Below are 25,502 nucleotides of genomic sequence, written 5' to 3'. Positions count from 1 at the left end.
TGTACCTTCCTTATTTTAGATTGATAAATAAGCTCTCTATAAAGAAATAGCTGAAAGAACCACCTGAATGCAAGGATTGCGGGGAGGGTTCGGTAGCTTTGCCTCATTATAGCGTATCTGGCTAGTGAGAGTCTATAGGCCTGAAGAGGCTCCAGGAGTCTAATGATCAACAAAAAAGGTAAACATATCATTGCTCCTCATTTCTTCTTGATGGGAGACTCGGGCTACTCTCTTCTGAAAATAAAGGTTTCATGCAGGGGTGGTGAAACCCGTTCATGAACGTCTACTCTCGCTGCATTGATTCATGGTTATTGATCATACAGATCTTTTTTGCAGACCAGGACCAGACGGCTATCAAGGGTCAGCGGGCCTCCGTCCAGGTCTCCATAGGCCGCTTGCAGGGTGAGGCTAGCGCGCTGGAGCATCTGAACAAGTTCGGTCAATGTGTAGATGCGCATGCTTTGCCTGTATTCTCGTCGTTGTCCATCAGGCAAGATCAGACTGATATGGATGTCATTTCTACTTTGTAACAGATCCAGCTTGCGCTCCTCTAAGACGATGAGGTTATCAGGATAGCGAATGATTCCATGCGGCGTAAAATTGCGTATGACACGAGGTTGGTAGATGGTCTCCATAATAAATAAGCCGCCAGGCTTGAGGGCCTGCGCAATCTGTTGAAGCACGAGTTGATTGGCCTCATCGGTCTCTAGATACCCAAACGAGCTAAACATATTGATGATGGCGTCGAACTCTTTGTGGAATGGAATCGTACGCATATCCTGATGGAGCCAGCGGATGGCAAGCTGGTGGGTCTCTGCTTCCTGTTGCGCATGTGCCAGAAAGAGTGCGCTGAGATCCTGTCCGGTGACCTGATAGCCGTGTCGGGCTAACGGAATGGCATGACGCCCTTCGCCACAGCAGAGATCAAGGATGCGGCTGCCTTTGGGCAGGTCAAGAAGCGAGATGATACCTTCAACTTCTTGTCTCGTTCTCTCAGGGGAGAGAAAAGGTGAATAGATCCGCAAATAATCCTGCCCAAAGAAATCGATATACCAGGGTGGTGTAGCCTCAAGCTTTGTGTTCTCTTCCAATATTGTCACGGCCTCTCCAGGGGCTCTGATGACGCTTTCTGTAAAGATTAGGTAGCCAGTTGTCATCCCCATGCCTAAATAAACGCGCTCCCCACAGACTTTCTCGGAAGAGTTGAGGGAGTCTCAGGCCCGTTGCGTCATAGAGATTCGCAGCCACCAGCTCCCAGCTTTAAATGCGATAATCAGATAGAGCATGGCCCAGATCTCAAATAAGACCAGATAGCTAGCGGCCATAGCCAGACAGAAGAGGCAGGCGAGTGCCGAGACATGCCGTAGACTCGCATTGCGCAGATGCCAGCGGAAGCTTCCACCGGGGCATTCGCGATAATACCAGAGAATGAACGCAGCCAATGAGAGAAAGGTCAGGATGCCAAGACTGCCGAGAATAAGCAGGATCGTTGAGAAAATTTGATGATCATGCATGGTTGTACTCTGAATCTCTGTGACTCTTCTTTTGGTAGAAAATTTGGTAGAAAATTGTTACAGTCCAAATTATAACACGGCTTCCGTGGATATAGTATACTGAGGGCGGATCTATAGAAGGGGTAAAGGGCTGCTTCAAGTTGCTTTATCAAAGGAGCCAGATACGTGTTAGCGGAAGAATTTATTGTTATTGATGTTGAATCACCCTTGTGGGAGACCGCTCGTCCGATCTTAAATGCCGTATTACGCCTGGAACAGCAGGATGAAGATAGCGCGACCTGGTACGGTTGGCAGAAGCCAGTGCTGACAGCCTTTCTTGAAGGGCTGCCTGCGCATTGTACATTGCTCGTGGGGGTCTGGAGTGGTGAACAGTCCATTGAGGGGCAGGAGCAAGTGCGCGAGACATTGCTGACTGGCTGGGTTGCTGAAGTCGTAAAGGGGCGTGTGCAGTCACTGCGAACTTTTGCAGCTTTAGCCGATACAGATCTGCCGCCTTTAGAGCAGCTAGAGCCTGGTTATCAGGATGCGATGGCCTTGATGCGTGCTACGCGAAAGCTTATTGCACCAGTCGCCTGGGCACTATTTACCGATAAAGCCACCTGGGATGAATGGATTTTCTCCGATCAGGGTCTTGATAAAGGGGAGCATCTGGCCTCATTGGCACAGCAGGGACGATGTGTCCTGCTGGGAAGCCAGACCGCGCATAGGTTTTAAGCCTCTTTTTATGTTCCAGCACTGCTTCTTCAGGTGGTTCTTATTTTTTACACTCTCTATCCTTCTTGCTATCGGCGCATTGAAGATGCCTGATATGAAGACGTGGTATGGTCAATTGTCATTTTACTATAAAGCAGGTAGGTAAAAAAAGATATGGATTATAGTACACCATTAGTCTGGAACCCTATTTTGCGTCAGCATCTGATTAATGCGGCCCATCGTATGAATAGGCGTGAAGGAACCAACGAATGCCCCTTTTGTGCAGATATCACAAAAGGATTGGTAGGGCCAGAGACGCAGGTCTGGATTCACCCCAATGATTTTCCTCCCCTTAAGCCTCCTGTTGGAGAAGCGGTTGTGGTTATTTATAATCGGGATCATAATCGCACGTTTACTCAGTTATCAGTCGATGAGGTCTTTGAAGTCACCAGGCTCTGGCGTGATCTCTATCAAGATATGGCCTCTCGCTATCCAGCAGTCATGATTTTTGAGAATAGCGGAACCTCGATTGGTCAGACGCAATTTCATCCTCATGGACAGGCTTATGCTGTCTCTGTTCTTCCTCCGACGTTAGAGCAAGAGCTTGAGACGGTCGTCCTTGATGCAGAGGCCGGGAAGGGCTGTCCATTCTGTCGTGTTCGTGAAGAATTAAGTGATGGGAACTACCAGGTGACGGCAAATGAGACCTGGCAGGCCTTTTTACCACCCTATGTGCGCTATCCCTATGAGACCCATCTCTATCCTCGTCGTCATGTTGCCAACATCGGCTTGATGGACGATGCCGAGCTGCGTGATCTCTCGGCCATGTTATTAGAGGTTATTCAGGGGTATAATGCTTTAAATGATGGCGCAATGGCCCCGATGCCTTACCTGTTAGGTCTTCATCAGCTCGCCGATGAGCGTTTCCATTTCCATGTCGAGATCCTCGCAATTGGACGTGCCCCTGGCAAGCTGAAGTTCGCCGCCTCCTCAGAGTCGCTGTGGGGACTGTGGAGTAACGATTCTGATCCGATTCAGAAGGCACAGGAGCTCCGTGAAGCAATTGCAAAGAGAGAGAAGTAATGCAAACACAAGAATTATTACCTCCTGTTAAGGAAGCATTGGCACTGTTCCCCGACAAATTTTCTGATGAGTCAGTGTATGCAGGCCCTCTGGGTGGTGCCTGGGCTCCAGGTCGTGTCAATCTGATTGGTGAGCATACCGACTACAATGGTGGCTTTGTCTTACCATTGGCTGTGGACCGTGTGGCCTCCTGTGGTGGACGCAGGCGTAAGGATCAGCTTGTGCGGCTCTGGTCGACCCATGCGTCCGAATATGCGCAGTTTACGCTCGAGGGGCTGCCTCAGTCTTTTGATGAGCAGCGACAGCAGCTGCCTGGTTGGGCTCGCTACCTCCTTGGCGTGGCTACAGAGCTGGTGCGTGCTGGTATTGTGCTACAAGGGTTTGATGCTGTGGTGGCGGGAGATGTCCCACTGGGAGGTGGGATGAGCTCTTCGGCTGCACTTGAGATTGCTACCGCACAGGCCTTTGCGCTCTTCTCTGATGGGAAGTTTACGATTGGTGAAAAAGGGACAACTCTCACATATCTAGAAGTGGCCGCGCTCTGTCAGCGTGCGGAGCAGATTGCTTCAGGTGTCATGTGCGGTATCCTGGATCAGGCCGCTTCCGTTCTAGGTCTGCCTGGTAAGGCCATTTTGCTGGATTGTCGTTCGATGGAATATCGCTATCTACCCTTTGAGGCTCCGAACGTCTCTGTGGTTGTGATTGATACGAGCGTTCGTCGAGAGCTGGCCTCATCGGCCTACAACGAGCGCCGCAGCCAGTGTGAGCAAGCGACACAGCTTCTACAGAAAGCCATTTTGCAGGCTGATCCAGAGAATAGTCAGGCCAGGCAGATCAAAGAGCTGCGTGATATCACACCCGAACAATATGCACAGCATAAAGATCAGCTCCCCGAAGTTCTGCAAAAGCGTGCGGGTTATGTCATCGCTGAGAACAAGCGTGTCTTAAAGGTTGTTGAATTGTTGGGGCAGAATGATATCGAGGCTGTCGGGGCGATTCTCTGGCAGGGTCATGCCGGTCTGCGCGATGAATATGAAGTCAGTTGTGATGAACTGGATGCTCTGGTTGAGATCGCGCAGAGTGTTCCGGGCGTCCTGGGAGCGCGTATGATGGGTGGTGGATTTGGTGGTTGCACTATCAATCTGGTACGTAATGAAGCCCTGGATGCGCTGAGAGCAGCCGTCGAAGAGCAATATCCTGCTCGCACAGGCCGTCAAGCTGTAATTGATATCTGTCGAGCTGCGGCTGGCCCGGGCCATACCATTGTTGGATAGGGAGAAAAAACTATTGCTCTAGATGGAATCGCTCTAGCCAGTGAAACTTGATCGCAGCCAGATATTTTTAGCCTTTTGATCCTCTTATATAGTAGGAAGGGAGCGAGCTCGCTCCCTTCTTTCATTGCCCATTATATATTGTGTGCTCTCTCAATCTCTGTTGCATCTATTGCGATGGATTGAAGAGAGCATACATGTGCATCTTTAAGTGATCTGCCCACGTAACTGTCGAGCGAGAGATCAGCTAGGAAACTTCTGTTGAGATAAGGCTGCTCAATGGAGCTGCCTGGAGCGGGTCTTCCTCGAGATGGAACGTGATGTTGTATTCTCCAATATCGATCTTGTCGCCATCTTCAAGAGGATACCCAATCTCTGTCGGGAGCTTCTCTTCATTAACGGTCACCCCATGCGTGCTGCGAAGATCATAGATCAGGAAGAGCTCCCCTTCGTGGCGAATGAGGGCATGATGACGCGAGACCAGTTCACCCTCAAGCAAAATATCGCTTGAGCCAGCGCGTCCGAGTGTCGTTTCAGCCTGTACTAATGGTACAGTAAGAGCTTCATTTCGCTGCGATGACCGAATGACAAGGGAGGCATGTTGCGCCGATTGCCTGGCCTCATACAGCGAGACACGTTCCACTTCATCGGTGGTCGGCCCCTCTTGGAGCAAAAAGGTCGGCGTGATCGGATCTGGTAATGGCTGTGGAATATCTGGAGCCGGGGGGATGGTTGGCGGTTCCGTTGGGAGTGGCTCCGTTGCTGGTTCGGGCTCGGTAGGCTCTTCTGGAGCAGGGATCGGGTCTGGAAGGGGCGCTGGAATCGGCTCTGGATGAGGATCTGGCTGTGGAACATCGGGCTCAACCTGAGGAGTGGGTTCGGGCTGCACAGGCTCTTGCTGGTCATTGTGAGCAGTCTCAGGGTGTAATAGGGAGTTCAGCAGATGATCTAAGCGTGACTGCTGTTTGGCTACTTGTTGCAAGAGCGTCTCTGTCTCTTCTTTTTGGATAAAAGCCTCTTCAAGTGCCTGTTCATTGGGCATGGTCTCGTCCTCCTGAATGGCTGAAACACTGATAATGACGTCGTCCTCGTCAGTCTGTTTCTGCTTCGAGCCCTCATGTGTGGGCACATCAGGATCGTTTGTAGGGACAGGTAGAGTGTTTTCATCGGGCATAACGATGCCAGGGAGATCCTCTGTATCGGGCTCGTCCTGTTTCCTCTCCTCAATGGAAGAATCAGGAATGGAAGAATCGGGCGTTTTTTCGGAGATCGTAATGGGCTGGTCAACTATTTCTGGTGAGCGCGTTGCAGGCGTTCTAGCGGGTCTGTTTGCGAGGGTCGCAAGGAGCGTCTCGGCAAAGGCAAGGATGGTCGGATAGCGTTCTTCTGGGTAGACACTGAGTGCGCGACGAAGAATCCCCTCCTGCTCCAGCGTAAATTCGGGTTGGTAGGTTCCAAGCGTTGGAATGGATTGTGTCAATTTAAGATGTGCAATCTCCGCTGGCGAACCTAAAAATGGAGGGCGACCAGCGAGCCAGAAGTAGAGGAGAGCTGCAAGCGCGTATTGATCGCTGGCGGCAGTTGCTCGCCCTTGAAGCTGTTCAGGTGAGGCTGTAAAAGGAAGCTGAAGACCACTCTGTTTCTGGTGGCTACGAACGATGTGAGCGATGCCAGGATCTGCCAGCAAAAAGGGCGATCGGTAAGGAGCAGCTTCGTAAGTAAGATCGTGTGTGATCAGTAGATTGGAGAGGGTCAGAGAGCCATGAATCTGCCCATAACGATGTGCATGTCCAAGTACTTGTGCGAGTTGAAAGCCATACGTAAAGGTCGAGCGCAGATCAAAGGGGGTTTGAAACCAGAGCCGCCCTTCAGTACCAAGGAGCGATCCATAGTCTACAGCTCTACGTACGACATAGAGCTGCCCATCGGAATCACCATAATCGAGGGTAGCAGTCAACATGGGATGAGAGATAGTGCTGATGCGTTGCATATCGCGAAAGAATTGGCGGCGAGCGGCATCTGACGACGTGGCTTGAGGATTGAGCAGTTTTAGGACCACCTTGCGCTGAAGAAGTGTATCATCCGCTTTATAAGTGATTCCAGAAATACTTCTCCCCAACTCATGGAGCACCTGATATCGCTCAAATTTCTGACCTTCTTTCAAGCTTGACATATACCTCTTCCTCGTTTCTTATTCAGACTGCACCCTGATTACTGCTATTGTACCATTTGGGATAGCTTTTGGATATGAGATGATTGTAAGTATGCTTCTCACCAAAAGAAAGAGCTTCCTTCGTTATTTGGGGGAAAGCTTTTTTTTGCGTAGCTGGTACCAGATAACGGCGATGATGACTCCAATAACAATGACTGTGCCACTAATCCATGTCACATTCCGGGCCAGCCTCTCGACTTGAGCAAAGTTATCGTGAAAGACCTTTCCAGCATAATAGCCCAACAGACCAAAGATTGTGGCCCAGAGAATGCCTCCGGCTGCATTATAGATCAAGAATGTACGCCAATGCATCTTATTGACGCCAGCCAGAAACGCGGCCCAGGCTCGTAGTACGGCGACAAAGCGCCCTAGAAACACGGTCTTATCTCCATGCCTGGCAAAAAACGTTTCGGCCCGCACCAGATGTTCTGGTTTGAGAAAGATATAGCGGCCATAGCGGTTTACCAGAGCCTTGCCCCCTGTAAGACCAACGTAATAGCCGATATTATCACCAATAATTGCGCCCAGTGCGGCACAAGCAATCACAATGGGAATAGAAAGCTGGTGGTTTGTCGCTGCATAGAAAGCCGCCAGGAGCAACATTGTTTCACCAGGAAAGGGGATGCCCGAGCTTTCAATCATAACACCTACTGCTACAGCAGGGTAGCCTGCAACGTTCAAGGCATTTTGTAAGATCTGTAAAATATCGATAGCGCCCAGGGGACTGATCATTGCCCGTGTAAGCCAGAAAGTAATACCATTCAAGGGAACATTCTCCTTTTCAATTGATGACAATAATTATCTGATATAATTGTCTAATTATTTTTATCCTGGTTATGTATAGTACTCTTTCTAGAGAAATATGGCTAATATCCTGAAGACTTGTGGTGACAGCGCTCCCCAGGATCTTTATACTGGTGCCCCGTAAGTCTAAACTCCATTGAAATATCGAAAGGATGTTGAGAGATGAAGATCTGGAAGGCAAGAGGGCATCGCCAGCTTTGGACGATTCTGGATTACGTTCTTCTTTGCGGTATGTGTGCCCTCCTTTTTTATGGAGCCTCCTGGCAGTTCTTCAAAACCTATACCGATGCCGCTCGCTACCAGTGTTATGCTCTAGCATTCTGGCAGGGGCAGGCAGAGCTGCAAACGCTTCCTCATTCACAATGTACGTTTCTGACACACCCAAAGCCCCAGGACCTGCCACCTATTACTCAGGAGACGCTACTCCATAGCCTGCGCCAGACTGGTGCCCCGCCATGGATGCTGCAATTTATCCTGAACCAGGATCCATCGAGTCCCTTACACACCCTTCCTTATGAGTATCCTCTTCTAACCCTCATCCCTTTTTCCGTGGGCTTACTGGCATCAGGAGGTTGGTATCAGGTTGTCTTTGCCGTTGTTATGACATTATTTGCGGCTGGTTGTTGTTTACTCTTGAGAAGATGGCATTCGCGTTCTGCGTTCCTTGCCTGTGCCCTGTATTTCGTTCTGGGTGGGTGGTCAACAGTGGGAGGGCGTTTTGATATTGTCTCTGTCCTGCTGACATTGCTGGCTCTTCTCTTTGCTGTACGGCGGCGCTGGAATTGGGCCTTTGCCTGGTTGGCGTTGGCAACCTTTTGCAAGCTCTATCCTGTGCTTTTGTTGTTACCCTTTGTGCTGGCTCAACAGAGAGAGCTACATGGTCCATGGAACATGCGGAGTCGCTGGCGTTCCGCAGGTGTATTCTGTGCCCTGAGCCTGCTCATTCTCTGCATCTCTTTCCTGTTGAGCGTGGCAGGCACGCTGGCCCCCTTTAGCTATTTTGGCGATCGACCAGTTCAGGTAGAATCGTTGAACGCTTCTTTGCTCTGGCTGGTCAGCCTGTTCGGATGGGGAGCGCTTTCACATGAGATCAGTTTTGGGTCACTAAATGTCGTTAGTCCACTGGCGGCAGGGGTCTCATTGGGTATGAGCTGTCTACTTCTGCTTGGATTGGGCTATACGTATTGGTTGCAATGGAGAGGTTCTATTGATCTCTCGCTGGCCAGTCTGTTGACATTGTTGATCATCATGATCACCAGCAAAGTCTTTAGTCCGCAGTATCTCCTCTGGGTGATCCCGTTTGTTGCCTATAGTGGTGGAACCAGGCGCTCGTGGTTGTTCCTCTGGACCGCGATTGCATCGTTGACGAGCTGGATCTATCCCTTTATTTACTTGATGACGCGTTCACTGATCTCTGTCCCCTCTCTCCCTCTCTTCTATCCGGTGTCGAGCGTGCGCAACCTGCTATTAGTGCTATTTATCGTCATGATTTTCTGGATCTCTGCCCCAAAGAGGATTGTACCAGAGCCGTAATTGTTAGACCTCAAATGAAGCTCTCTCCTGATGCGTGCGAGGCCACCACAGCCCTATCACCAATGCCAGCAAAGGAGGGCCAATCGTTGTGATGGCCGTCCAGCCGATCCAGGTACCAGCCGGTGGATACCCTTTAGCGAAAAGATAGATACAGTGTGCGGATGCAGAGAAGACCAGAGCCGCCACCAGTAGCGCCCGATCCAGACGGTTCTGGCTCAAAGGAAGACAGAAAGGGACCAGACAGATAAGCCAGATAACATACCAGGGAAAGAACCAGGGCGTTATAACCAGAAGAGCTCCTAGCATGCTTAATGCCGAGAGCAGCATCGTTCGCACTGTCGGAGTGCGCCAGAGCCAGACTGCGGCCACCAGGATGAGCACGACCATTGTTAACGTATTGATATTCTGCCAGAGTTTATGGCTGCCAAATAGTGTCAGGAGCTCTGCCTGCCAACCAACTTGAGGCAGACCGTAGGTATTTACCTGCTTAATAATGGCATGGAGAATTGAGCCATAGGCCTGGTTGGCTGAAGGAGGAGACGTAAAGCTTGCCAGGATCTCAGCCAGCGAATGGCCTGTCCAGAATGGTCCATAGAACAGAAGAATACTCCCACCAATTACCAGTCCTGCAAGCATGAGCCGTCGAAGAGTGGTCATTCCTGAGCGACGGAGCAGATCCGTGAATGAAAGCTCTTTTCTATCCTGTTGAAGGCTCCGAATGGCAAGTAAGAGCAGGAATAGCGCTATCAGAGGGGCAGCAGTAAACTTGATCAATAGCGCAAACGTAAAAGCTAGTAGCGGCGCAAGATAGCCACGCCACCTCAGAAAAGTGCCCTGTTGTTCAATCCGAACACTGAGCCAGATCCCTGCTAAGATGCACGTCGCGAGAAAGGTATCGTTGTGCCCACCTAAACTGCTCTCTTGAAGCACTAACGGGTTCAGCGCATAGAGCCAGACGCCCAGCAGAATAGTTCGTGGAGAGCGCCCCATCAGTTTAAGCGTGTGAGCAATAATGAGAAGATTGAGGAGATGGGCGGCCAATCCGAGCGTCCGATAAAAGAGGACATAGAGAACAGCATGCTCTCCACAGAGGTAGGCACTGAGCGTGCAGATAAGCAGCCAGAGCGGACCATAGGCTGAAGGAGCATCTTTCCAATCATCCAAGCGAATAAAGGGATCATGAGGGAAAGCGGTCAAAGCCACAAAATAAGGGTTTGCCTGATAGACCGCCAGAGTGCGACCATACCCTGCATAGACATAAGCATCGTGAGAGATCATCGCAGGAGTAAAGATAAAGAGTAGCCCGGCCAGGAGGGTAGCCCCAACAAGCCACCAGAACATTTGCTTTGAATGACGTAGAGCTATACGTGATGAGAGCCACCAGGCTCCCAGGCCATAGAGCACAAATTCACCTGCCACAAGCCCCAAAAAGAGCAACATATTCGTGGATGAGATCGACATTATTCGATCGTTTGTGAGATGGAGATCGCCAGGTAGCCAGCTTCCAGGCCATGTCAGGAGAGCATTAAATGGAAGAGCCAGCAGCTCCGTCGTCCCTGCGAGCCGATTGAGGGGAGCGATACTCACGCCAATACAAAGCAGGAGCGCAACAACAAAGAAGAGAAGCGTCCACTGTGAGTAGCCGAGAGAGCGATCAGGTGATCGATGCAAAGAGGATGGTTGAGATGCGGATGCAACAGAATTTTTCATCGGAACAAGAGACTCCTCCAACTTTAGACCATCCATAGATTCATCACAAAGATCAAACTCAATGTTGCAAGGAGCCCGGGAAAGATCCAGACAAGAGCCTGATGGAAGCGTGGATGTTGGATGCCAAGAAGCGCCATGGTAATAAAGGCCGGGAACATGACCAACACAAAGCGTTGGTTAGAGATCATTGGATCATGTTGATTCAGGCTTGGAGAAAGGAGAATTGTGAGCAACTGTACAGCCAGCCAGATGGTATAGCTTCGTCTCACCTTTTTCCAGCCCAGGACAGCGAGAATAAGGAAGCCAATTGTGGCGCTAAAATCAAGCAACGTATGGACCTGATTAAATGAGCCAAACGGCTGGTTCCAGAACATCTCAAAGAGCGATTGCCAGATAGCTTCCCAGGGCCAGGCCATCTCTCGTGACCAGTGTGATTGAACCGTAGCAAACTCAAGAATGTTTCCAGTCATCTGCCAGCAGAAGAGGCAGTAGAGCAACGTCCCCAGAGGGATAAATACAATAGGCAAGAGATGAAGCAGAACTGTCTGGCGAGAAAAATGCTCACGTGGGCGCGTAACCCAGACCTCATAGAGAAAGGGCAGGATAAGCAGAACCCCTATATTGCGTGTCAGCGCCGCCAGAAAACCCAGCAGGCCTGCGATCCACCAGCGCTCGCGACGGAGAGCAAGAAACGTTCCAGTCGTCAGAAGTAGGAAGAGAGATTCCGTATAAGCAGCAAAGAAAAAGAACGCTGTCGGAAAAATGCAGAGATAGAGCAGTGTTCGTCTGGCGACCACCGACCCTCCCATCTCTATCGCCAATTGATAGAGAAGAAAGAGAGCCCCCAGGAGAGCTAGATTGCTAATAAGCATTCCAATGATCAGGTAACTGTTGTCTCCCAGGAGATGAGCAAAAGGAGAGATAAGCGTTGGGAACAGAGGAAAGAAAGCGAAATCGTAAGGTGGTTGATAGCCCGAGTGAGCAATACGCAGATAGATCAGGGCATCCCAATGGTTCCAGGCCCCAAACAGTGTCTGTATGGGCACCATCGTAGTACCATACTTATCCTGAGTCAGGATAATATATCCAAAGTATGTCACCAGAATGAGGAGCAGACGCGTAACAAAAAACAGACCGAAGATATCCCATACAGGAGCACGTTTCATAAAAAATCCTCTTTACACAAATTCTGGTGCCAATGGTCAGTATTCTAGCGAGCACAGCAAGGAAAGTCAAGCTGAAACAAGAGCCGTTCTCGGCTACACCATCCAGCGATTGAGCAGGAACATAATACTCAAAATGGCTAACAGACCTGGAAAGAGTGCCATCAGGCTATTGTGAACGCGTGGATAGCGTTTGCCCACCAGAGCCAGGGTCATAAAAGCAGGAAACATCTCAAGCACAAAGCGTTGATTAGAGAGTAAGGGATCAGGCTTCTCCAAAGCAGGATAAAGCAAGATATACACCATGAAAACCGCCATCCAGAGCGTATAGACCCTGGGCAAGGAGCGTTGCCCAACGATAAGCAATACTATGAACCCGAGCGTGGCCGCCAGATTGAGCAGAATATGAGCCTGATTCGAAGAGCCAAATGGTTGAAGGAAGAACAGCGATTGCAGAGAACGTCCTACACCCACCCAGGGCCAGGCCAGATGTCGTCCAGCATGGGCCTGCACCGTCACAAAGGCCAATGGACTCCCAAAAACACGCCAGCAATAGAGCGCAAAGACTCCAGTCCCCAGAGGGATCAGAAGCATAGGAAATGTTCTATGGATAAAGCCTTTGGCCGTAGCCAGTACCTCTGCACGTCGGGGCCAGAGCTCATAAAAATAAGGAAGCAGCAACAGGATTCCCACATTACGGGTTAAGGCCGCAAAGAAGCCAAAGATCCCTGCCCACCACCAGCGCTCGCGGCGCAATGCATAGAAGCAGCCTGTACAAAAGAAGAGATAGAGCGACTCATTGTAAGGGGCAAAGAAGAAAAAAGCCGTTGGAAACAGACAGAGGTAGAGCAGCGTACGTTTCGCAATCTCGGTGCCAAAATGTTCGGTAGTCAGAAGATAGAGAAAACAGAGCGTCCCCAGCAAGGCCAGATTACTTATAATAGTACCGACGAGAATATAGCTCCAGCTTCCCAGGAGATGGCTAAACGCTGCAATCAGGAACGGGTAGAGCGGAAAGAAAGCAATATCGAACGGCAAGTAGCCATATTCAGCAATGCGTGTATAATTCGCGGCATCCCAATGGTTCCAGGTTGTGAAGAGTGCAACCACATCCACGGGGGTGCTACTATATTTGGGAGCGGTAAATAAAATATAGGCAATATAGGTTATTGCAACGAGAAAAAGCCTTGTCAAGACAAAGAGCCAGAGAATATGGCCCCAGGGTACCTTTTTTATCATTAACTACACCTCTGTCTGCTGATGGGTCGCCTGATAATAGAGCAGACAGGTAAAGCCCAACAGAATAAGATTGCGAACAAGAACAACAAGGTAAAAATCTGGTAAGAGCGAGCCAACGCTATACTCTGTTCTATTATAAAGAAATGGATAAATCAGCGTTGTCAGCAGGCAGATGCTCCCCCAGCCAGAAAGCCATCTCCATCTCCAACCTCCGACATAGGCCACCAGAGGAGTACTCCAGAGTATATATTGAGCACTAAAGACCTTGCCAGTCAGTAGCAAGAGCAGTAGCAGCAACAAGACGGCCATAGCTAGCGAGATCCGCTGGTGCCAGAGGTGCCAACAAGTATACACGATTCCAGCACAGAGGAGTAGAGTAGCCCCCCCGGCGATCAAAGGCGAAAGTGGGCTAAAGACATTGCGTGAGCCATACGAATAGCCATACTGTAGCGTCGTTCCACCTGCCTCTCCCAGGATGCGCACCAGCGAGGCAGAGAAGGACTCTACCTGAAGTGGGCGATTGGCAAAATAGCTGAGCGGCGCTATGGTCCCCTCCAGGCTCATTGCTGCGGAGAGAAGCAGAACAAAGGAGCAGATGAGGATAAACAGCCCGACAGGACTCCAACGACGCCAATCCAACCACATCATCTCTCTGTTCTGTTGTTGAACGATAAGGAAAGGGAGCAAAAAGAGTGCTGGATAAAACTTAAGCAATGTTGCAATTGCCAGACAGATAAAGGACCAGTGCCAGCGCTTCTTCTCCGCCCAGATAACAGCCAGCAACGTAAATGTGGTTGGGAGTAAATCAAAGCGCCCCAACGCCGTTGCCCAACTTCCCAGACCCAGATAAAAGGCAAAAGCCAGAGCCGTTGAACGTGATCCTGCGATCCGCATAATGACAAAAAGCGCAACAACAATACAGGCCATCCACCCGGCAAAAGCGAGTTGAAACGAACTTGGAGGAGCGAGTAAACCAGGCAAGAAGGTAGCTAACGCAAGAAGTGGATATTCATGGGGTAACGCATGAAACGGTTGTCGTTGATCCTGCTGGGCAACGAACTGGATCAGAAAGTCTGGAAGTTGATGCTGGCGCATGTTTTCCAATAGGATTGCTGCTGGTTCTGCCTGCTTCAGAAACGCACATTGAGCCTCGGGAAGAGTATGAAGTGCCTGTGTTCCATGCCAGAATGCAAAAGCATAGCACTGATATTTGGCGGCATCACTATTCACTTTTGCCAATTGATTTGAGATGCCTGTAAAGAGAAGGGCCAGTAGAATGATCACAAGCAGGCTATCCACGAAAAATTGTCTTCTTGTACTACCAGACTGCCGCATCTGATCACTGATGGATATTCTTGTTGAGCTTTTAATGGTAGCCACCTCTCTGAGGTTGGGATGGATGATGAGAGCCAGATGTTTGGGGTCTATGAGTAACGATATAACAGTATATCGTCCGACCGCCTGTAACCAGATGGATTACTTGCGCATCCCAGTCTGCTGGAATAGCATAGCCGCGTTGGACTAGATGCATGGGCCAGATAAGATAATCTTCGTTGAAACTCGTATCATTCGGATGAACCTCGTGTATCTGAAAGCGACTGGTGAGATCCTTATTGTAACTATACCAGGAGACACCATAGCCTTTATCGGTTAGCGTATAGGGAAGTGCTACCAGTCCTACACGGGGATGTCTCTGCTGAGCATGCGCGGCAATCCATTGGAGTCCATCGCGATAGCCAGGATAGGCTACCTGTAAGCTTGCATTTTCGCCTGGGAAAAGTTCGCTGGTATACCCTTCTGCTGCCGGTACAGTGATCAGTCCGATGAGATGAGGAAGCATGGTAAGACAGAGCAGCAGCACGACTTGAATACCTGTTTTTCCCGAAACCTGCCGCCAACGTCGCTGTTCTCCAGGGCTAGCTGGAAGGTTTTTAACGAAGGGAAGAGATGGAAGCACAAACGATCCGCGCCGATAACGGAGAAGATATGTCAGCCCCATGCTGCCAGCGATCACGATCGCAGGAGTTGTTGGGAGATCATAATGTGTACCAACTACGATATTTAACAGGCTGAACATAAAAAGTGTTGAAAAGAGCCAGATACAAAGAAAAGAAAGGGACGTCGCCTCAGAGACGTGAATCGTCGTTGCATGGAGATGAAAACGTATCAGCTGTACGAGAGCAACAAAGACAAACAGAAGCGCAGGAATAGTGACAAAAACGCTTAATTTAGCGATAACGATATAGAGAACAGCCCAATGTGGCATATGAGATGCATAGGAGCCAGCGAGAAATGTCGAATGCCCATGCATTGAGTGCATCCATTCAAAGCCAAAGCTATTGGCGATGCGCTGGTAGGGATTGGGCCAGATAGTGGGATCTACGGCAAAAAAAGTGATGAATGAAAGGAGAATTGCCCCTCCCCACCAGCGCCAGGGGGTAAGGGGTTGTTGGTCCTGGGGTAGGCGTGGTCGTAAAGCCAGAAAATAATAAGCAAGAAAGGCGACCATGCCAGGAATAATAAAGGCTGCAGGGTATTTGCTGGCCACGCCCAGGCCTAACAGGATACCAGTGACAAGATAGAGCCAGGGGCGACGTAAAGCATGCCATAAGAGGAGATAGGCAATACTAATGAGCACCATCATAGTCGTATCAAGATAGGCAAGAGCGCTAAAATAAGCGAGCCATGGGCTAAATGCCAGACAGAGGGCTGCCGTAAAGGAGACCAGATGACCAAAGGGCGCACGACCCAGCCAGTAGACTGCAACTACGAGTACCGTTCCCATGATGATACTGGGAAGACGAGCTGCCAGGAGATCCCCAAGAGGTTGTCCAGAGAGCGTGTTGATGCGCATAGATAGCCCGATTAGAAACTTCACCAGAGGTGGATGCTCATTATTATAGACCCACAGCGGACTGGTCAGGCTAGCCGGGAGATGGGTTAATAAAGGAAGATAGATCTTTCCTCCAGTAATATAGACCACTTCATCCGTCACTACATCTAAACGTTGTGCGAGGAAAAAGCGAGGAAGGAAAGCAGCGAAAAAGAGTACAAGGCAGCTAAAAATCTGCAGCAGAGGGCGAAAAAAAACAGGTGTCTGTCTGGTAACATGTGAGGTGAGCTTTGTGCCAGGAGGCTGGTCAACAATAGTCACTGGGTCAAGTCGACTACTCTGCATACACTTCCTCTATGTTGGTAGTGCAAGTATATAGGTGACGCAAGTTTTCAATGAGAAATAGAAAGCTTGCAATGAGTGCTTGCAATCGGAGATCAGTATAGCATACTGTTGAGCAAGAGTCGAGTGGGAGCGACAGGATGGAGAGGGTTATGCAGCCGTCGTAAACGTGGTAGATCCCGCGCTTACGACGGCTGCGGCATGGTTAGACACATTCGCGTAGGGCAAGCGTATTGCTCAGGCCGCGAAGCTTCATCAGAGCAACAACCTCAAGTTGGCGAACGCGTTCGCGTGAAATTCCCAGTTCTTTCCCAACTTCTAGAAGCGTGCGACTGTGTCCGTCTCCAATACCATAGCGTAGCGTAATCACAGCTCGTTCACGAACCGTGAGAAGAGCGAGCGCACGATGGAGCTCTTCACCGAGAAGGTGCTGTGATGCAGTATCAGACGGAGCTGGTGTTGTCAGATCCTCCAGCGTATCAGCCAGCGAATAGCGGGCCTCCTCATCGACAGGAGCATCCAGAGAGACTGGTTGCTCAATCACCCCAAGGAGATCCTCCACCTCACTGAGCGAGATATTGCAGGCCTGAGCGATCTGCTCTGGAAGCGGATCAAGCCCGTTCTCCTGTGATAGCTGGGCAGCAACACGGCGGACCTTGCGGAGACGAGTTGCAACATGCTCGGGCAGATGGATCATGCGAGATTGTTCGCCAGCTGCGCGGCTAACGGCCTGACGAATCCACCAGGTGGCATACGTCCCAAAGTGGCAGCCGCGTTGATAATCAAACTTCTCAGCCGCACGCATCAACCCGAGATTGCCCTCCTGGATCAGATCATTCAGAGGAACACCTGTGCTGGTATAACGGCGGGCAATTGAGATAACTAAGCGTAGATTTGATTCGATAAGTTTGCGGCGAGCATACTCTTCACCTTTGGCTGCCCGACGAGCAAGATCAATCTCCTCATCGTGCGTCAACAGGCCGAGCCCGCGGATGTCATGAAGATAACTCTGAAACGCATCCTCGGACCCTGAGGCACTTTTTGTATTGGTAATACCTGCTGAGCGAGAGCGTGTAACGGGGATCTCCAGAATATCAGTCTCTGTTATCTCTTCGTCCCTAAAGAGAGGATCAACCTCTTCACTGAATGTAACATCCACTTCAGGCAGAGGCTCAGTGTTACGCTCAGAACGAGAAGACGTAAGCATCTCATCGAGTATAAAATCAGATGCGAGCGATGGAATAGAGCGGTCCATCACTGTTTCAGGTGTAGTAATCATTGTCCTAAGGTCGTCTATGACAGCATCAATAATTGCCATGAATCCAAGCTCCCTTCAGGAAACTGGCCGACAAAATCAGCGTCGGGTTATATATGGCCTGGTGGGTTTGCACTGACAGGCATACAGCATCCAAATGCTGTTTCCAGCTTTCTTTAATACTTTCTTTGTTGATATTGTAAAGAAAGGGGAGCAGACATACCATAGGGTGTTCACCGTAAATACAATAGGGTCTTAACCTTATCTTCTGCTTAATAGAGAGGTGCAGGTGGATTGGCTGGTGGCGTAATAGGAGGATTGATCTGTCGGGCTTATCATAGCCCGACAAACGGGGGATCAGGACTGGTTGGATGCGGTCTCATCAAACGGGTCTACTACCCCATGACCGCGATCATAGAAGAGTTGAGTAGGATCGCCCAGATGATCTTCATAATCTGGCCGTTTCTCCCATTTCATCTGTGCAGCTTCATCTGCATTTAAAGACAGGTGAATGGTATCGTTCTCCATGCGTGCAATTACACTGTAGGGGAAATAGCGGTGCCTGGCAAAGACCCCTTTATGGACCACAAACGAATCCTCATAGATAGCGTTTACCTGACCAAGATTCTGCTCATCAGACGTATAAACATGCTGATGTTTGCGGAGATTTTTCGGTGTCCAATGCGTCATGAACGTGCCTCTCTTTCTGTATACTATCTCATTCACGACCTGTTGCACTGGAAAGTTTCATGCTTCACTGGAGTATGGTTCGCATGTTTCCAACTTCAGTCCAAAGTTTTGTTAAGATGAAAAGGTTTGAGCGCAGATGCAAAAATAAACTGCACCGCCTTCACTGAGAGGATTCTCTTGACAAACTGCACCTCAATGAGTAAAATCCCTTTAGAAATATAGAAAAAGACAATGAATGAGAAGAGTAGGGAGTGTCGGGTTCGCCAGCGAATAGAGGCCATCGGGTGGAAGCCTCTTCCGAACACAGCTCTTGAACGTGGCTCATTCGTCAAAGTTCTGAAACCTGTATTCCCTTGACTGGCCTCCAGATGAGATTTGCCAGTGTGCATGAGGGAATGCTGTAGTAAGGCTGTCGGTCTCTGTCCGTTATCGCAGAGCCGTGCCGGTACAGAACTCCAGCGTGCGCTTCCCTTTGCCGTACCAGTCCAAGGTGAGTTTCTGCCAGACGGCCTCCGGGCTCTGTAACACCTGCTCTAGGGAAGGAAGACGCTGCCCTACCACTCTCGGACGGCCAATGGTGTGCTGGGTGCGTTCGGGAGGCGGTTCATGGAACACGGCATCCAAGCGGCCAGTTGTGACCAGGGTCACCCGTTGGGCACGAGCATGCAATCCCAACTCCAACACTGTGTAGGCGGTATCGCCCATGAGCTTGAGAGAGCGGCCGGGAAGCCAGTGGCGGACCAGACTGATCATTTGATGTGCCCACATCCCGATAGTCTTGTGTCGCTTGCCTAGTCGTTCACTCACTTCCGGGGTCGTCGCCAGCACACAAAGAAAAGGCAGAGCCCAGCGCTGCGCGCGTCCAAGGCAGCGTGACGACCACTGCCATCACGCGTCCCTCGCAAGCCAAGGCTACTCACCGAGCGTTCTCGACTGGAAAGCGCGCTATCGCGGTAATGCCTTCGTTTCCTGATCTTGCAGCCCCAGCGTCGTTCGAGCGTTTCATCAATGACCAGATCCACGTCGGCTCCGGCTGGCACGAAGGTTTCGACGATGAGGAGGAGAAGTTGACGGCTCACAGCCAGAGGAGACCAGCGGGCTCGATTGAGCACGTGATGGAAGGTGCTCCAGTTGGCAGCCACGTCGTTGCCGCTGGCACGCAGAGCTGCCGTGACTGTTCGGCGTCCATGAGCCAACAAGGTTCCAGTTAGCAACGTCATGAGTTTCCTCCAAGTGGGAGCCGTAAATAGTGGCCGAAAGACGGCTAAAACTTCTATAATGGGGTCGGGAAGAGGCATGAATATTCTCCTGACAAGATGATGCTTTGGTCAGCTTCTATCTTATCTCAAGAGGTTTTCATGCCTCGTTCTTTCCCCAAAATGTACAAAGTCAAGCTGAGAATTACTAAGACTTTAATATAAATCGCAAAGGCAGCATGAATTAGATAGTACTTTTTGATATAAAAAAAAGATTTAACTATGCATTTTCAAAAGTATTTTGCTAAAATAGCTAATATTTATGCTCTTAAAAATAGGACAACAAAGTAAGTAGCCTTGGGTGCCAATTATCGAGGAATAAGCTCTGTTTGTGTGTCTATTGTATGGAGATTGAACAATCCATCAACTTCCAAATAGACAACGTTCTTTGTTTCGCAGGAGAATAACAGGTATGAATTATGCCCAGAAGGTATATAGATCATTTTATACCTTTCTTAACGAAAATATTAAAAGATTAAGTAATGATATAAACGATGCTTTGGGAACGGGCAAAAAAGAAAGTTCTATTTTAGTACTTGATGGATTAAGGGCTATTGCTTGTTTATCCGTTCTCGTTTTCCACTTTAGGTGGCTTAGTTCTCAGAACATTTCGTTATTTCCGCTACATGGTCCTCTTACATATGTGACAGCCTTCTTCCTTTTCGGCAATGCTGGTGTTATTCTTTTTTTTCTTTTATCAGGTTTTCTTCTTTTTCTACCCTTTGCAAAAGCTTTGCTCCTTGAGAGGCAGAAGTGGCCGTCAACAAGCCGTTTTTATCTCCGACGTATCTTTCGCATTATTCCTGCCTACTACATTGCATTTATTTTACTTCTGCTCTTTTTTCACCCGAATTTCCTCTCTCTAAACCAATGGCAAGTCATCTCAAAATTTTTGACCTTTCGAATGAATTACAATTTGGCCCAGCAGATTAATGGGGTTTTCTGGACACTAGCCATAGAATTTCAGTTTTACATGATCCTCCCGCTTATCGTTTGGTTTATGCGCCTCTTTGTTCGATCTACTTCTGTTCATTGGCGAATTATCCAGCTTTGCCTGTGTTTGGTTGTTATGATAGGTTGGGGAATAGCTGTTCGTTATTGGGCCTTCTATTTTGTAGATACGGCAAACCTGGATTGGCTGCTTTCTCATGCAGTCAGAAATTCTCTGCGACTCCTTCTGTATGGCGATCCAGGTCCCACAGAATCTGGGAAGTATTTTGAAGTTTTCGGGCTTGGTATGCTCGTTTGCACATTCTATGTCTACCTTCGTCAAGTTCCACAATCGGCAAGATTGAGTCGTATAACCGAACGGCTCAGCGTCTTTTTGATGCTTATTGGTCTAAGTAGTCTGATATTCTTCTCTGTTTGGAATCTGTATTTCATCAATATAGGCGCAAGCTCAGAATTAGAGCACCTCTTCCACTCCTATCAAAGTTTTTTTAAACCTATATGGCTAGTCTGGCGGCCATTCCTTATCGGTCTTGCATATGCACTCTGTATGTTTGCTTTACTCCATGGACCTAAGTGGTTTAAACATCCACTGGAATTGGCTCCACTTCGTTGGCTCGGAGCTATTTCATATAGCTTATATATCTGGCATATGCCGCTTGCACTACTTTTCTTTGGATACTTTTTCCCCTATATTCACAACCGGAGTTATGCAGTTCAATATATTATTTCCTTCCTCTGGATAGTTATTGTCATCCTTCCGTTCTCAGTTCTGTCATATCGTTTGGCCGAAAAACCAGGTATCCGCTTTGGGGAGTACATCTTACGCCGAATGGAAAAACAGAAGAAATTGCCAGATGTCATACAGAACGAAGATACAAAAATCGGCCACATCGATGCAACCACAACACAAGATGAGGATATAACGATGATTGCCATTCGTGCTGTTCAATAAGCTCCAAAGCAACTGAAGACTGAACCATCTTACCGCTCTGAATTCACTGCCAAGTTAGCGTTTCGTTAGCGATATAACAACCAGCCCTGAGAGCATGTAGGGTAGGCATCTAGCGAGGTACGTTACCGCCCTGTTCCAAATGCCCCCCTCCAAACGCAGCATGCGACTTTCACCGCACTGCGCTTTCCAGCATCATTGGAGTCATTCCATCCGAGAACGTGATACCTTTTTCCTGAGTGGTCGCCCTGCATGAAGTTCTCTATGACAGGTTTGACAGAGAACGAGCGTTTTACGCCGCCGAGCGGCCATGATCTTCACCCAGTCTGGTTTTTCTCTCCCATCATATTTTTGCAGATCTTTGAGAGCGCGAATATGATGAACTTCCAGTTTGTCAGTGATCGAGGTGACCCCGCAGGCTTCGCAAGTTTGGGCTAAAAGACGCTTTTCTAGCTCCGTCCGATTGTTCCAGGGAAGTTGATGTGGTCTATCCTGGATGATGGCATTGCTATCCCACACAAGCGGGATACCGCCCCAGGTCGCGATCAATGGCTTCTTCCCTTTTCGTGTGACGGCAGCGTGCAACCCTTTGTACATCCTTCCTTCTCCTTGAAGTTTGGTACGATAGTTGCCATACACTGCTCTCACTGAGATCTGGTGCTTCGCTGCGAGCGTTTTGGTGAGAGAGGTTTCCATGACCCATTTGAGACGCCGGAGTGTACGCAGGTTGTACGCTAGTCGATAATAGTTGACGATGCCTCGGTACTCCAATTGATACGTCGCAATAATGGTGTAGTCACTTTCGTTGAGTAACTCAGCCCGATGGCACGGTTTTCCTCGTCGTTCATAGCGCTTGCATTTCTCCAGCAGAATGGTTCGTGGCACGCGTAACCCTGTTTTTCCATTGATACCTCGGCGTTTCACCCCTCCTTTGGTGATGCTTTGTTTGGTATCGGCTTGCAGGGTCGTGATTTCGTATCCCAAGAACTTGGCGGCTTCGTTTCTTGCATGGGTGATCAGCGTCTTTTCTGGAGAGAGGGTCAATTGAAGTTCCTCTTGAAGAAAAGTGCTGAGTTGGCGCTTGATATCCTCTGCTTCTGATTTTGGACCAGTAAATCCGAGGACGAAATCATCTGCATAGCGGCAATAACGGAGTCGTCGGTAGGCTGGATCATGGGTCGCGATGGAAGGCAGTTGACGCATACGTTTTCTCAATCTCTGGGCAGCCTCCTTCTCCCCTTTTTGTTGCAGGCGATTGGCCTGTTTCATGAGTCGCGCATGCTCATTGTTGTGTTTTCTTCTTTTCCCTCTCGTGTAGCGCGGGATCAGCGTAGTTTCGACAAATGTGTCCAGTTTATCGAGTAGGATATTGGAGAGCAAAGGACTGAGCACTGAACCTTGTGGTACCCCACTCAGCGTACGATTGAATGTCCATTCCTCAAGATATCCTGCATCTAGGAGCTTTTTGATGAGGTGAAGGAAACGTCCATCTTGGATTTTCTCTGACAAGGTGTGCATGAGCAGTTCGTGTGAGAGTGATCCAAAGCAGTCGGAAATATCGCCTTCGATAATCCATGTACAACCCTTCCAAGTAGAGTAAATCTCCTGGAGTGCGGTGTGACAACCGCGTCCTTCGCGAAATCCATGCGAGTGTTCGCTGAATTGGCAATCATAGTAAGCTGAAAGGATCATTCGGATGACTTCCGCTAGGAGTTTGTCGCTCCAAACAGGCATGCCTAGTGGCCGCTTTTTCCCATTCCGCTTTAAAATGTAGACCCGCTTCGCTGGCTTCCATTGGTACCGCTCGGTACGTAGAGCAGCAATGATGGTCTCAATCTTCTCTGTTGACATCGCATCAACGGTCTCGCTGGTGATGCCTCTGGTCATGGCTCCTGCATTCCTGTACAGCTTGCCGTAAGCTGTGAGATACAGATATGGATTGAACAGTTGTCGATAGACTCGTTGGAGTGGCAAGCCTTTCTTGCCACGTTCTCGGAGAAGTCCCAGGTACGTTTCGGTGGTTTGCATTGCGCATGCCTCCGCGTGTATGAACTTCTTGATACCTTCCCTGCGCACCTGTATCAAGGGTGCGCTCTGGCTCTTTTTCAAGAGCTGCCCCTTCCTTCAAAAAAAAAACAATGTGTTGTTTCTTTTTCTGTCGTACTATGGGGGTTCCGTCACCGTGAGGGTTTCCCCTGGTAGGCGATCCCGTATTTACCCTCTATCAACGTTTAGAACGGGTAGGTGCCCTTTCGTTCCTTCTCAATTTCCTTAACTGCTACTCACCGGAGAGAGTGATCCTTCAGCCTGGTGGCTTCAGGTGTCTTTTCACATTTCACCATACCAAATGTGTATCCGGTGTCGCCACCTTTTGCGTGGAGTGACGGGTCGTGGGTATGACCGTGCGGAACTTGGGTTCGACAATCCCAGTCTCACCATGCGTTCAGGACTTGCGGAACGCGAACATACACGCCTTCTGTTTCTTTCCGCTTTCACAGCATGCTCTTGTTCTCTTTGAGTTTCCTCGCGAAGTAAGCTGGTGTCCTGGAGGATGTTTTACTCTCTTCCTCCCCCATATTGTATGGGAATTGATAGTGGGCCGAAACGGCGCACATTGTGAACCCCTTTGTCAAGACAATAGAAAGCGATTTTCTAAGGTGAAATCTCCTTTCCTTGCTTGAGCTCATGGAGAAGCGACTCCATGAGATTGACTTTTCAACTGGAATGAACAAAATACACCTCTGAAGGAGTACGATACTGCAGTGATTGGTGAAGCTGCTCATTATTGTAGAAATGCAAATAGTCGGTTAAGCTGTTGCGTGCATCCCGAGGACTTTCATATTCTTTCAAATACACCTCCTCATATTTCACGGTTCTCCAAAGACGTTCCGTAAAAATGTTGTCGAGCGCTCGACATCGACTATCCATGCTGATTTGAACCGCGTGTTCTTTAAGAAGCTCAAGATACTGCGTGCTGGTAAATTGGCTCCCTTGATCACTATTGAAAATGAGTGGACGAGCCTGGCGCAGCGCTGTTTGAACGGCTTCCAGCACAAAAGGGAGCTGCATGGTTTGATCCAATTGCCAACTGATCACGTATCTCGAATACCAGTCCAACACGGCGACCAGATACATCCAGCCGCTTCTCAGGCGGATGTAGGTGATGTCAATTCCCCAAACATGATTGGGATAACTGGCCGTGACATGAGCAAGCAAGTATGGATAAATGGCGGCTTGATGAGCACGCTTGGAAAGATTGGGGCCAGGATAGAGTGCAGTCAAGCCCATCTCTCGCATATGGCGTGCCACGGCTTTGTGATTCACAAGCAGACCTTGGCGACGCAAATGCGCCGTGATGCGTCGATATCCGTAGGAGGGATGCGCTGTATAGAGCTCATCAATACGATGCTTCAGTTCGATTTTCTCAGCGGAAGCACCAACCGGTTGATAGGAGAGCCCCGATCGGTTCAACTGCACCAGCTCGGCTTGCGTCATCACAGCAATCTCCCGCTCCGTCCAATCAATGAGCTGCCGACGCTGATCCCGACTCAAGCAGGTGACCGCATTTTTTTTCAACCAGCTCAACTGAGTACTCAGCCGTCCGATTTCCGCATACAACTCATCCCGTTCTTTTTCCCAGGCACTTTCTTTGGCTGTCTGCTCTTGTGCTTGCTGATCGCTGAAAAGGGTTGGCATTCTCGCAAGAGCCTGATCTCGCCAGCGGTAAAGCATGTTTGAGTGCAGCTCATGCTCTGAAGCAAGCTGTCCAATGGTTTTCTCCTCTTTGAGGATTTCTCGAACGATCTGCGCTTTGAAATCTGCTGTATACTGTTTTCTCTTGTTTGCCATCTTCCATCTTCCACCTTAAACCTTCAACTTTTTTTGTCTCAATTCCTGGGTTCATTATAAAGAAAGTAATAGTAGATAAGCTTTCATAACCATTGACCGCCTCCTTTGTAGTTGGGTATACTTAGTAACACACAACAGCATAGGAATACGCCGGG

20 protein-coding genes are annotated in these 25,502 nt (G+C 49.3%); 6 read left to right on the top strand and 14 right to left on the bottom strand.

The features are described 5' to 3' along the window. Positions 1-308: 308 nt before the first annotated feature. On the bottom strand, positions 309-1,100 hold the full coding sequence (locus tag EL628_RS14195) for a class I SAM-dependent methyltransferase (RefSeq protein WP_161975505.1): 792 nt from the start codon (positions 1,098-1,100) through the stop codon (positions 309-311). 114 nt (positions 1,101-1,214) lie between these two features. Then, a complete protein-coding gene (locus tag EL628_RS14190; RefSeq protein ID WP_126580590.1) occupies positions 1,215-1,514 on the bottom strand; it encodes a hypothetical protein in 300 nt (99 codons plus the stop codon). A 165-nt stretch (positions 1,515-1,679) separates the two neighbouring features. On the opposite strand from EL628_RS14190, the gene EL628_RS14185 reads away from it, so the two are divergent. The 3 genes from EL628_RS14185 to galK all read left to right on the top strand — a co-directional run bounded on the left by EL628_RS14185 (position 1,680) and on the right by galK (position 4,564). Continuing rightward, a complete protein-coding gene (locus EL628_RS14185; RefSeq protein WP_126580589.1) occupies positions 1,680-2,228 on the top strand; it encodes a hypothetical protein in 549 nt (182 codons plus the stop codon). 153 nt (positions 2,229-2,381) lie between these two features. Then, positions 2,382-3,290 (top strand): galactose-1-phosphate uridylyltransferase, encoded by a 909-nt coding sequence (gene galT, locus EL628_RS14180; protein ID WP_126580588.1) that lies wholly within the window; start codon positions 2,382-2,384, stop codon positions 3,288-3,290. Beyond that, positions 3,290-4,564 carry a galactokinase gene (gene galK, locus EL628_RS14175; protein ID WP_126580587.1) on the top strand — a complete coding sequence of 425 codons (1,275 nt, stop codon included), beginning with the start codon at positions 3,290-3,292 and terminating at the stop codon, positions 4,562-4,564. The genes galT and galK overlap by 1 nt, the downstream gene beginning before the upstream one ends. A 244-nt stretch (positions 4,565-4,808) precedes the next feature. Here the strand turns inward: galK and EL628_RS14170 are convergent, their stop codons facing one another. Together EL628_RS14170 and EL628_RS14165 are read right to left on the bottom strand one after the other, a co-directional pair. Further along, entirely contained in the window at positions 4,809-6,734 is a 1,926-nt protein-coding gene (locus tag EL628_RS14170; RefSeq protein WP_126580586.1) for an FHA domain-containing serine/threonine-protein kinase, read from the bottom strand. A gap of 123 nt (positions 6,735-6,857) precedes the next feature. After that, positions 6,858-7,538, bottom strand: a complete 681-nt coding sequence (locus EL628_RS14165) for a DedA family protein (protein ID WP_126580585.1) — start codon at positions 7,536-7,538, stop codon at positions 6,858-6,860. Positions 7,539-7,739: 201 nt separating this feature from the next. On the opposite strand from EL628_RS14165, the gene EL628_RS14160 reads away from it, so the two are divergent. Beyond that, complete coding sequence (locus EL628_RS14160; protein WP_126580584.1) at positions 7,740-9,110, top strand: glycosyltransferase 87 family protein; 1,371 nt, start codon at positions 7,740-7,742, stop codon at positions 9,108-9,110. Between the two features lie 3 nt (positions 9,111-9,113). Here the strand turns inward: EL628_RS14160 and EL628_RS14155 are convergent, their stop codons facing one another. From EL628_RS14155 to EL628_RS14125, 7 genes are all read right to left on the bottom strand, one after another. Then, a complete protein-coding gene (locus EL628_RS14155) occupies positions 9,114-10,820 on the bottom strand; it encodes an MptA/MptB family glycosyltransferase (protein ID WP_126580583.1) in 1,707 nt (568 codons plus the stop codon). A 23-nt stretch (positions 10,821-10,843) separates the two neighbouring features. Beyond that, positions 10,844-11,986, bottom strand: a complete 1,143-nt coding sequence (locus tag EL628_RS14150) for a mannosyltransferase family protein (RefSeq protein ID WP_126580582.1) — start codon at positions 11,984-11,986, stop codon at positions 10,844-10,846. A 93-nt stretch (positions 11,987-12,079) separates the two neighbouring features. Beyond that, entirely contained in the window at positions 12,080-13,222 is a 1,143-nt protein-coding gene (locus EL628_RS14145) for a mannosyltransferase family protein (RefSeq protein ID WP_126580581.1), read from the bottom strand. A gap of 3 nt (positions 13,223-13,225) precedes the next feature. Then, positions 13,226-14,521 (bottom strand): glycosyltransferase 87 family protein, encoded by a 1,296-nt coding sequence (locus tag EL628_RS14140; protein ID WP_161975504.1) that lies wholly within the window; start codon positions 14,519-14,521, stop codon positions 13,226-13,228. Between the two features lie 67 nt (positions 14,522-14,588). Further along, positions 14,589-16,400 carry an ArnT family glycosyltransferase gene (locus tag EL628_RS14135; RefSeq protein WP_126580579.1) on the bottom strand — a complete coding sequence of 604 codons (1,812 nt, stop codon included), beginning with the start codon at positions 16,398-16,400 and terminating at the stop codon, positions 14,589-14,591. A 202-nt stretch (positions 16,401-16,602) separates the two neighbouring features. Continuing rightward, on the bottom strand, positions 16,603-17,715 hold the full coding sequence (locus EL628_RS14130; protein ID WP_126580578.1) for a sigma-70 family RNA polymerase sigma factor: 1,113 nt from the start codon (positions 17,713-17,715) through the stop codon (positions 16,603-16,605). Positions 17,716-18,009: 294 nt separating this feature from the next. Next, complete coding sequence (locus EL628_RS14125) at positions 18,010-18,342, bottom strand: DUF2171 domain-containing protein (protein WP_126580577.1); 333 nt, start codon at positions 18,340-18,342, stop codon at positions 18,010-18,012. Between the two features lie 606 nt (positions 18,343-18,948). On the opposite strand from EL628_RS14125, the gene EL628_RS30540 reads away from it, so the two are divergent. After that, positions 18,949-19,137, top strand: a complete 189-nt coding sequence (locus EL628_RS30540; RefSeq protein WP_245994093.1) for a hypothetical protein — start codon at positions 18,949-18,951, stop codon at positions 19,135-19,137. Between the two features lie 8 nt (positions 19,138-19,145). Here EL628_RS30540 and EL628_RS14115 read toward each other — a convergent pair whose 3' ends face one another. Beyond that, positions 19,146-19,640 (bottom strand): transposase, encoded by a 495-nt coding sequence (locus tag EL628_RS14115; protein ID WP_126580575.1) that lies wholly within the window; start codon positions 19,638-19,640, stop codon positions 19,146-19,148. Between the two features lie 370 nt (positions 19,641-20,010). On the opposite strand from EL628_RS14115, the gene EL628_RS14110 reads away from it, so the two are divergent. Then, positions 20,011-21,501: an acyltransferase family protein gene (locus EL628_RS14110; RefSeq protein WP_126580574.1), complete on the top strand. Its 1,491-nt coding sequence runs from the start codon at positions 20,011-20,013 to the stop codon at positions 21,499-21,501. Positions 21,502-21,702: 201 nt separating this feature from the next. Here the strand turns inward: EL628_RS14110 and EL628_RS14105 are convergent, their stop codons facing one another. After that, positions 21,703-23,526, bottom strand: a complete 1,824-nt coding sequence (locus EL628_RS14105; protein ID WP_170211134.1) for a reverse transcriptase domain-containing protein — start codon at positions 23,524-23,526, stop codon at positions 21,703-21,705. Positions 23,527-24,213: 687 nt separating this feature from the next. After that, the gene (locus EL628_RS14100) at positions 24,214-25,347 is read right to left on the bottom strand and encodes an IS3 family transposase (RefSeq protein WP_126580573.1); all 1,134 of its coding nucleotides are present in this window, start codon (positions 25,345-25,347) and stop codon (positions 24,214-24,216) included. Between the last annotated feature and the right edge of the window lie 155 nt (positions 25,348-25,502).

Source organism: Tengunoibacter tsumagoiensis, assembly GCF_003967535.1.
Taxonomy (GTDB): domain Bacteria; phylum Chloroflexota; class Ktedonobacteria; order Ktedonobacterales; family Ktedonobacteraceae; genus Tengunoibacter; species Tengunoibacter tsumagoiensis.
Note: the sequence above shows the minus strand (reverse complement) of the source record. Positions and strands in the feature narration are given on the sequence as shown.